Source organism: Arsenophonus endosymbiont of Bemisia tabaci Q2 (assembly GCF_902713415.1).
Lineage (GTDB): Bacteria > Pseudomonadota > Gammaproteobacteria > Enterobacterales > Enterobacteriaceae > Arsenophonus.
The window spans coordinates 1-7817 of sequence record NZ_CACTIE010000121.1; the positions used below are offsets into that span (position 1 = coordinate 1).

Sequence of the window (7817 nt, forward strand, 5' to 3'; positions counted from 1 at the left end):
TACGTCTAAAATCAATTGAATAGCTCATATAAATAATGTCGTCAAAATTAAGTCGCTTAGCTATACCACACACAGCTCGCTCTAAACATTATTTATTACCGGCTTTTGGCAAAACTATGCATTTTTTGATTTAGAGTCAGAATCGCTAAATGAAAATATGGCAGTTAATTGGGAAAAACTGGATAGTGAATGGCAAAAAATTCTATCAACTAGTTGTTTAGCTGAACCATATGTATTAAAGAACTATTTTCTTTATCGAATATATAATAAAAATTTGGTTTATATGATTTAAAAAAGAGTTTACGATCACTTTACTATTATATTGTTGATTATTTTTATATTAAAACATTATTTTATGTCCAGTCAGATTATGATATTGAGGTGTCAATGGAGAGTATTCAATTAATTTTTTGTCATTATTCGACTGTAACTCAGCATACTTTAATTTACACCAACAGCTTGATGAGTTAATTGATAAACTTAATTATGGTGATAATTTATCTTGTTTTCTGTTATTAAATTAATTACTTTTTTAGAAAAATTTTTAAATTCCATCTTAAATGGACGGCATTTTTATATTATTTCATATTTTTATATGGTAATGATTACATTTATATTATTCACTTTCATAAATAATATTAACTTATCAAACATTAATTTAAATTTTTATACCAGTGAGTTTAAGTAGCTTGTTATATAATATTATTTATCTTACCTTTTATCAGAATAAATTATCTAATGTGATAATCCTATTTTGTAATTAATTATTTTTATAAAGTATTAAAATCTATTTTTAATATTAAATTACCTTAATAAGGAGAGATTATGTCGACGAAATATCGTATTATTTTAGTTCATGGATTCTTTTGTTTCGATAGAATAGCTGGCTATCCATATTTTTTCTATTGAAAGTCGATTCCAAGAAAAAGATTATAATGTATATATACCTACGTTGTCTGGAGCTAATTCAAATGAAGTAAATGGAGAGCAACTTTGGGAATTCATCGATGAGATAAAAAGAAAAGCAGGCTTTGAAAAAGTCAACTTGATTGCTCATAGTCAAGGGGCTTTATATGCACGTTATGTTGCTGCAAATTATCCAGACAATATTGCTTCAGTAACAACAATAAATGGAGTGAATTATAGTTCTGAAATCGCTGATCTGCTTAGAAAAAATTTTGCTACCAGGCATGTCAGCAGAAAGATTGGTTACTACTACTGAAGTATTTTTCAAATTTATTTCTTTTTTTCATCGGGTACATTGAAACGGCAAGACGATGTCAAGGCATTAGAATGATTGACGACGAAAGTGGTCAATGAATTTAATATAGCTGGGCGACTTTAAAATGATTACAAGTAATTACTCTATATCAGTAAATTTATATTCGAGAAAAACATATATTTTGTAATCAAAATTAAGACGCTTAGCTATAAAAATATACGCAAGGTTTGCTAACAGAATGGGGAGGAGAAGGTGATGAGGTTGTTAATGGCGTGCATTACTATTCATACGGTAGTTTTATTAAAAATTCATTTCTTGATATAGGAATAAATATTTTTGATATTTCTCATCTACCACTGCGACAGTTGAATAAATTTTTTGTAAAAGAAAAAGATGGTCTTGTAGGACGTTATAGTATGCGGTTAGGTAAATTAATCCGTGATGATTATAATATGGATAATTTTGATATCGTTAATCAAATTGCTGGATTTGTTTCAAATAAATATGATGTCCCTCAAATTTATGTCAATCATGCAAAAATGTTAGCAAAAAAGGCTTATAAAATAAAATAGTAAAGAACACCATTTGGTAATAATATTAATCTATTATTTATTAAGATTATTCTTAATAGCTATTAATCATATGTATTACAAGAATAATATGTTAATATCTGACATATTATGTAAAAATTTTTCATTTAATCGTCTTGTTTATTATAATAAATATTTTATTTAGTGACTTTAATATAATTAATAATAGATTTTCTAATTTAATTAAATAATCTATATTTAGTTAAAAAATTTTCTTTACTTTTTTATATTTAATTTTATTGGCTAACTAAAAAATGTTTTTTAATAAGTTAGTAATTGTTTTCAAAATGGCTTTGTCAGTGTAGAATTTTTGCCAATTTTTTATACATCATGTTGTGTAGTTATAATGAAAGAGAATAATTTTTGTCAGAAAATAGCGCGGCGCAGAACCTTTGCTATCATTTCTCACCCTGATGCAGGGAAAACCACGATCACAGAAAAAGTACTGTTGTTTGGCCAAGCTATTCAAAAAGCGGGCACAGTGAAGGGGCGTGGTTCGAATCAACATGCAAAATCTGACTGGATGGAAATGGAAAAACAGCGCGGGATCTCGATTACCACTTCGGTAATGCAATTTCCTTATCAAAATTGCTTGATTAATTTGCTAGATACCCCAGGGCATGAGGATTTTTCGGAAGATACTTATCGGACTTTAACGGCGGTCGATTGTTGTTTGATGGTGATTGATGCAGCTAAAGGCGTTGAAGATCGTACGCGTAAATTGATGGAAGTAACACGGTTACGTGATACACCTATTTTAACCTTTATGAACAAATTGGATCGCGATATTCGCGATCCAATGGAATTAATGGATGAGGTTGAAAGTGAATTGAGTATCGCTTGTAGCCCGATTACCTGGCCAATTGGTTGTGGCAAGTTATTTAAAGGGGTTTATCATCTTTATCGTAATGAAACTATTTTATACCAGAGTGGGCAAGGGCATGCTATTCAAGACGTTGTTGTTGTTAAAGGATTAAATAATACCGAATTGGACAAAGTTATTGGAGACGATTTTGCTGCTCAGCTACGAGAAGAGCTTCAACTAGTAAAGGGTGCTTCTCATGAATTCAATTTAGACGCATTTTTACAAAGCAAGTTAACCCCCGTCTTTTTTGGCACCGCTTTAGGTAACTTTGGTATTGATCATATGTTAGATGGTTTGGTCAATTGGGCGCCAACTCCTATGCCTCGGCAGGCTGATAGTCGTATTGTTAATGCCGAGGAAGAAAAATTTTCTGGTTTTGTGTTCAAAATACAAGCCAATATGGATCCCAAACATCGTGATCGGGTGGCTTTTTTGCGGATTGTGTCTGGTTGTTATCAAAAGGGTATGAAACTTTATCAGGTACGAAATAAAAAAAAGGTGGTTATTTCAGATGCGCTTACTTTTATGGCCGGTGATCGTTCCCATGTTGAAGAAGCGTTTCCAGGTGATATCATTGGCTTGCATAATCATGGCAGTATTCAGATTGGTGATACTTTTACCCAGGGAGAAGTGTTAAAATTTACCGGTATTCCTAATTTTGCGCCTGAACTATTCAAACGCATCCGTTTACGTGATCCGTTAAAGCAAAAACAGTTACTTAAAGGATTGGTTCAGTTATCCGAAGAGGGTGCGGTTCAGGTATTTCGTCCTTTGGCCAATAATGATCTTATTGTTGGTGCTGTTGGTGTGCTTCAGTTTGATGTGGTGGTAGCGCGCTTGAAGAGTGAATATAATGTTGAAGCGATTTATGAGCCAGTAAATGTGTCAACTGCACGTTGGATCGAATGTGATAACGTAAAAAAATTAGAAGAGTTCAAACGTAAAAATGAACAAAACCTGGTTTTAGATGGTGGCGATAACCTTAGTTATATTGCTCCAACGATGGTAAATCTTAATGTAACCCGCGAACGCTACCCTGAAATTCGGTTCTGCAAAACGCGAGAGCATTAATTTATGGCATATTGATTTTTTATTACATTACCCTCACTTGTTATTAGTGGGGGTATGACTATTTTTCAATTGCTGTATTTATTGGTTTCTCCCAAATTTTTAAGCCGCTAAGAATCTCACTATTAAACCCAATAGTAGATTTTGAATAGCAGATTGTATTTAGAGGGTCTACTATCAGTTTTAAGGGGGGAAAGCAATATGGGAAGACATATATCAGTCACATTGGGTAATATTGAGCCTTTAGCCTTCGAGGATAATGCATTTGACCTCGGTAAAATAGCATTAGTTTGTGAAGGGGGTGGACAGCGTGGTATTTTTACCGCCGGTGTATTGGATGAATTTCTCCGTGTTGGTTTCAACCCATTTAACATCATGATAGGGACATCCGCAGGCGCACAAAATTTATCGGCCTATCTTTGCCAACAGCGTGGTTATGCCCGTAAGGTGATAACTCATTATACCACTAAATCTCAATTTTTTAATCCACTACATTTTATTCGTGGTGGGCATATGATTGATTTAGATTGGCTAATTGATATTACCTCCCGTGAATTACCCCTTGATTTCTCTACTGGATTGTCTTACTTAGACAGCGGGCGTCAATTTTTAATCAGTGCATGTCGCTACGAGGATTTTAGTCCGGTTTATTTTCAACCAACACAAGATAGTTGGCTAGATATTATTCGGGCGTCAAGTGCTATCCCCGGCTTTTATCGCCAGGGAGCACTATTTAATGGGGAGCTTTATCATGATGGTGGTATAACGGCTTCAATTCCTGTTGAAGAAGCTTATCGTCGTGGGGCAAAAACAATTGTGGTAATTAGAACGGTTCCTTCGGGAATTTATTATACATCTGAATGGTTAAAGAGGATGACTCGCTGGTTGGAACACCGCAATATACGGCGGATGGCTAAGATGATAAAAGTACATATTAAAAGCTATCAACAGACACAAAAATTTATTGCTGCGCCACCACCAGGGATCCAAATTTTTGAAATTTATCCACCGAAACCTTTAATGAGTTGTGCATTAGGTAGCCGTGCGTCAACCTTAGAGACTGATTATCATATTGGGCGTCAATGTGGCAGCTATTTTTTAACTAGTTTAAAACACTATTTTTTTACTGATAATTTAGCATCTTACCCGTATTCTGTTGAAAATAATCAGGTTGCTAATTCGGCATCTTTGTCTGCGGAGATAATTTCGAATAAACAAGATGAAGAACCAAAATCAGGTGATGAAGGATTAGCCATTGATGTTCGTTGACACCCATTATCATTTTGATTTTCGTCCTTTTATCCATGATATTGAAGATAGCTTTTCGCGCGCGGTGAAAGCTGGCGTGACTGATATCATTGTCCCGGTGGTTGGTATTGAGAATTTTGAGCGAGTATATTCACTGGCACAACAATATCCGCATTTATATGCTGCATTGGGTTTTCATTCTTTGTATATTGCAGATTTTTTATCTGATTATTTTGCTAAATTAGTGGCATTATTGCAGCAAAACAGCAATAAATATAAATGTGTTGCTATTGATGAAATAGGTTTAGATTATTTTGTTACTAATGCTGCCGTTAAGCAACAACAAGCATTGCTGATCCAACAATTACAGCTGGCTAAACAGTATGATTTACGGGTTATTCTTCATTCGCGTAAAAATCATTATCAACTAGCTGCTTTATTAAGACGATTTGACGTGCCGAAAAAGGGAGTCATTCATGGATTTGCAGGCAGTTTATCGCAAGCGAATGCTTTTTTATCCGTTTAGGTTATTTTATCGGTATTGGTGGCGTTATCACCTATCAACGGGCTAAGAAAACCAGAGCAGTAGCTGCGCAATTGCCGCTGTCGCCATTAGTACTTGAAACTGATGCCCCTGATATGCCATTAGCTGGATTTCAGGGGCAGGTTAATCGTCCTGAAAGAATAGGTTTGGTATTTGAGGGACTATGTAACCTTCGGCAAGAGTCAGCAGAGGAAATTGCAACACAGCTTTATAATAGTTTGCAACTCTTTAATATTAAAAAAGAGCAGACTAATATAGCTAAATAATCATACCAATAAGTTATTTAATTATAATTATGGTATTTTTAGATAATTTTTGCCGGCAATATCGCTTTTCGTAAGTGATATGTGTCGCAAAATTTATTTTTTCGTGATTTTTCGTTATGATTATTTGTGATACCGACTGTCAGTTATTAATGCGAAATCGTTATAATGTCTGCGCATTAAACTGGCAGTTTATTTTTTAAACTATATAAATTTTCATTTGTTATATAGCTGGGCGACTTTAAAATGATTAAAAGTAATTACTCTATATCAGTAAATTTATATTGGAGAAAAACATATATTTTGTAATCAAAATTAAGTCGCTTAGCTATATAATAATAATACACAGGGATATTATTCATGCAACTCATTATGAGCCTGCTAGGGATGGTAGTATTGATTTTCATGGCTATCATTTTTTCTAGTAACCGTCGGGCAATTAAATTCCGTACCGTATTTGGTGCTTTTTTTATTCAAATGGCAATTGGCGCATTTGTTCTTTATATCCCTGCCGGTCGCCGCACTTTGGAAACTGTATCAGATGTAATCTCTAGCATGATTGGTTATGGACAAGTTGGCATGGATTTTGTTTTTGGTGGTTTAGTCTCTAATAAAATGTTTGAACTGTTTGGCGGTCGTGGTTTTATTTTTGCCTTACGTGTCTTACCGGTCATTGTTTTCTTCTCGTCATTGATAGCCGTACTTTATTATCTTGGTATTATGCAGTTTTTTATCAAAATCTTAGGTGGACTTTTGCAATGGATATTAGGCACCTCACGTACTGAGTCACTATCAGCGACCGCTAATATTTTTGTCGGTCATACAGAGGCGCCTTTGGTTGTCAGACCCTATATTGCCACCATGACAAACTCTGAGTTATTTGTTGTTATGTGTGCTGGATTAGCTTCGGTTGCTGGCTCGGTATTGGCCGGCTATGCGCAAATGGGGGTGCCAATGGAATATCTGATCGCAGCATCTTTTATGGCAGCACCAGGGGGATTGTTATTTGCCAAATTGATGGTACCGGAGACAGAGAAAACTCACGATGCAATGAATATGGTCAGTTTGGCGAGCGGCGAAGAACGCCCAGTTAACATTATTGATGCTGCCGCCACTGGCGCTTCTTCCGGCATGCAACTCGCTCTAAATGTCGGTGCGATGTTGCTGGCATTTGTTGCATTAATAGCGTTACTTAACGGTATTTTATCGGTGATTGGTGGCTGGATCCATGTACCAGGCTTATCATTAGAATTAATCTTAGGCTGGATCTTTGCGCCAATTGCCTATTTGATTGGTATACCCTGGCATGAAGCGACAATTGCCGGTTCTTTTATTGGGCAAAAGTTAGTGGTCAATGAATTTGTTGCTTATATGAATTTTGGCGAATACTTAAAACCTGATAGTGAAGTTATTGCCGCCGGTAAACAAGTACTTTCTGAACATACTAAAGCCATAATCTCTTTTGCATTGTGTGGTTTTGCTAATTTAGCGTCAGTAGCCATATTACTGGGTGGTTTAGGTGGAATTGCCCCAAACCGTCGTAAAGATGTTGCTCGATTAGGTTTGAAAGCGGTATTAGCCGGTTCGTTATCTAATTTGATGAGTGCCACTATTGCTAGCTTCTTTTTATCGTTAGCGACTATGTAACTTAATCTGCTTGGTATATGAAACATTGAACGATTGTTTAATTGCTAAAGCAATAATGTCAGTAGCTTTGAGAATTATATTATGGAATTAAAACTTGCTGCACAACGCGCATTAAATTTAATGTATTTAACTCTGCTAAATGATGACGATACTGATGAAAAAGTGAAGATTTTATGCCATCAAGCCAAAACTGCACAAGGAAATACTGCCGCGATATAGCTAAGCGACTTAGTTTTGATTACACCATATTGAGTGCGAACAAAATATCTGTGTCGCATCCGAGCGCTCTTTTTTTTGCATTTAGCTTGTGCCCATTTATGTTCAATTGGATTAAGATCTGGGGAATAGGTAGGCAAATATTCCACCATAT

At 35.1% G+C, this 7817-nt stretch carries 7 protein-coding genes and 2 pseudogenes; 8 read left to right on the forward strand and 1 reads right to left on the reverse strand.

The window, feature by feature from the left end:
* Positions 1-904 precede the first annotated feature (904 nt).
* The 8 genes and pseudogenes from ARSQ2_RS06985 to ARSQ2_RS12775 all read left to right on the forward strand — a co-directional run.
* Positions 905-1222: an esterase/lipase family protein gene (locus ARSQ2_RS06985; RefSeq protein WP_338078265.1), complete on the forward strand. Its 318-nt coding sequence runs from the start codon at positions 905-907 to the stop codon at positions 1220-1222.
* Between the two features lie 227 nt (positions 1223-1449).
* Positions 1450-1794: a hypothetical protein gene (locus ARSQ2_RS06990; protein WP_181994844.1), complete on the forward strand. Its 345-nt coding sequence runs from the start codon at positions 1450-1452 to the stop codon at positions 1792-1794.
* Positions 1795-2158: 364 nt separating this feature from the next.
* A complete protein-coding gene (gene prfC / locus ARSQ2_RS06995) occupies positions 2159-3748 on the forward strand; it encodes a peptide chain release factor 3 (protein ID WP_181994845.1) in 1590 nt (529 codons plus the stop codon).
* Between the two features lie 198 nt (positions 3749-3946).
* Positions 3947-5014 (forward strand): patatin-like phospholipase family protein, encoded by a 1068-nt coding sequence (locus ARSQ2_RS07000; RefSeq protein WP_181994846.1) that lies wholly within the window; start codon positions 3947-3949, stop codon positions 5012-5014.
* Positions 5004-5803: pseudogene (locus tag ARSQ2_RS14815) on the forward strand (TatD family hydrolase). The gene ARSQ2_RS07000 and the pseudogene ARSQ2_RS14815 overlap by 11 nt, the downstream one beginning before the upstream one ends.
* 281 nt (positions 5804-6084) lie before the next feature.
* Entirely contained in the window at positions 6085-6225 is a 141-nt protein-coding gene (locus ARSQ2_RS07010) for a hypothetical protein (RefSeq protein ID WP_181994847.1), read from the forward strand.
* Positions 6161-7447: a NupC/NupG family nucleoside CNT transporter gene (locus ARSQ2_RS07015; RefSeq protein ID WP_181994848.1), complete on the forward strand. Its 1287-nt coding sequence runs from the start codon at positions 6161-6163 to the stop codon at positions 7445-7447. The genes ARSQ2_RS07010 and ARSQ2_RS07015 overlap by 65 nt, the downstream gene beginning before the upstream one ends.
* Before the next feature lie 81 nt (positions 7448-7528).
* Positions 7529-7663, forward strand: a pseudogene (locus tag ARSQ2_RS12775) (deoxyribose-phosphate aldolase); the annotation flags it as partial.
* On the opposite strand, the gene ARSQ2_RS11960 reads toward ARSQ2_RS12775, so the two are convergent.
* Positions 7627-7815, reverse strand: coding sequence for a transposase (locus tag ARSQ2_RS11960; RefSeq protein ID WP_202880395.1), 189 nt, complete (start codon positions 7813-7815; stop codon positions 7627-7629). The pseudogene ARSQ2_RS12775 and the gene ARSQ2_RS11960 overlap by 37 nt on opposite strands.
* Positions 7816-7817 lie beyond the last annotated feature (2 nt).

Coding starts and splice junctions, on each gene's coding strand:
- ARSQ2_RS11960 (WP_202880395.1), bottom strand. CDS start 7,815: ATGGTGGAATATTTGCCTACCTATTCCCCAGATCTTAATCCAATTGAA.
- prfC (WP_181994845.1), top strand. CDS start 2,159: ATGAAAGAGAATAATTTTTGTCAGAAAATAGCGCGGCGCAGAACCTTT.
- ARSQ2_RS07000 (WP_181994846.1), top strand. CDS start 3,947: ATGGGAAGACATATATCAGTCACATTGGGTAATATTGAGCCTTTAGCC.
- ARSQ2_RS07015 (WP_181994848.1), top strand. CDS start 6,161: ATGCAACTCATTATGAGCCTGCTAGGGATGGTAGTATTGATTTTCATG.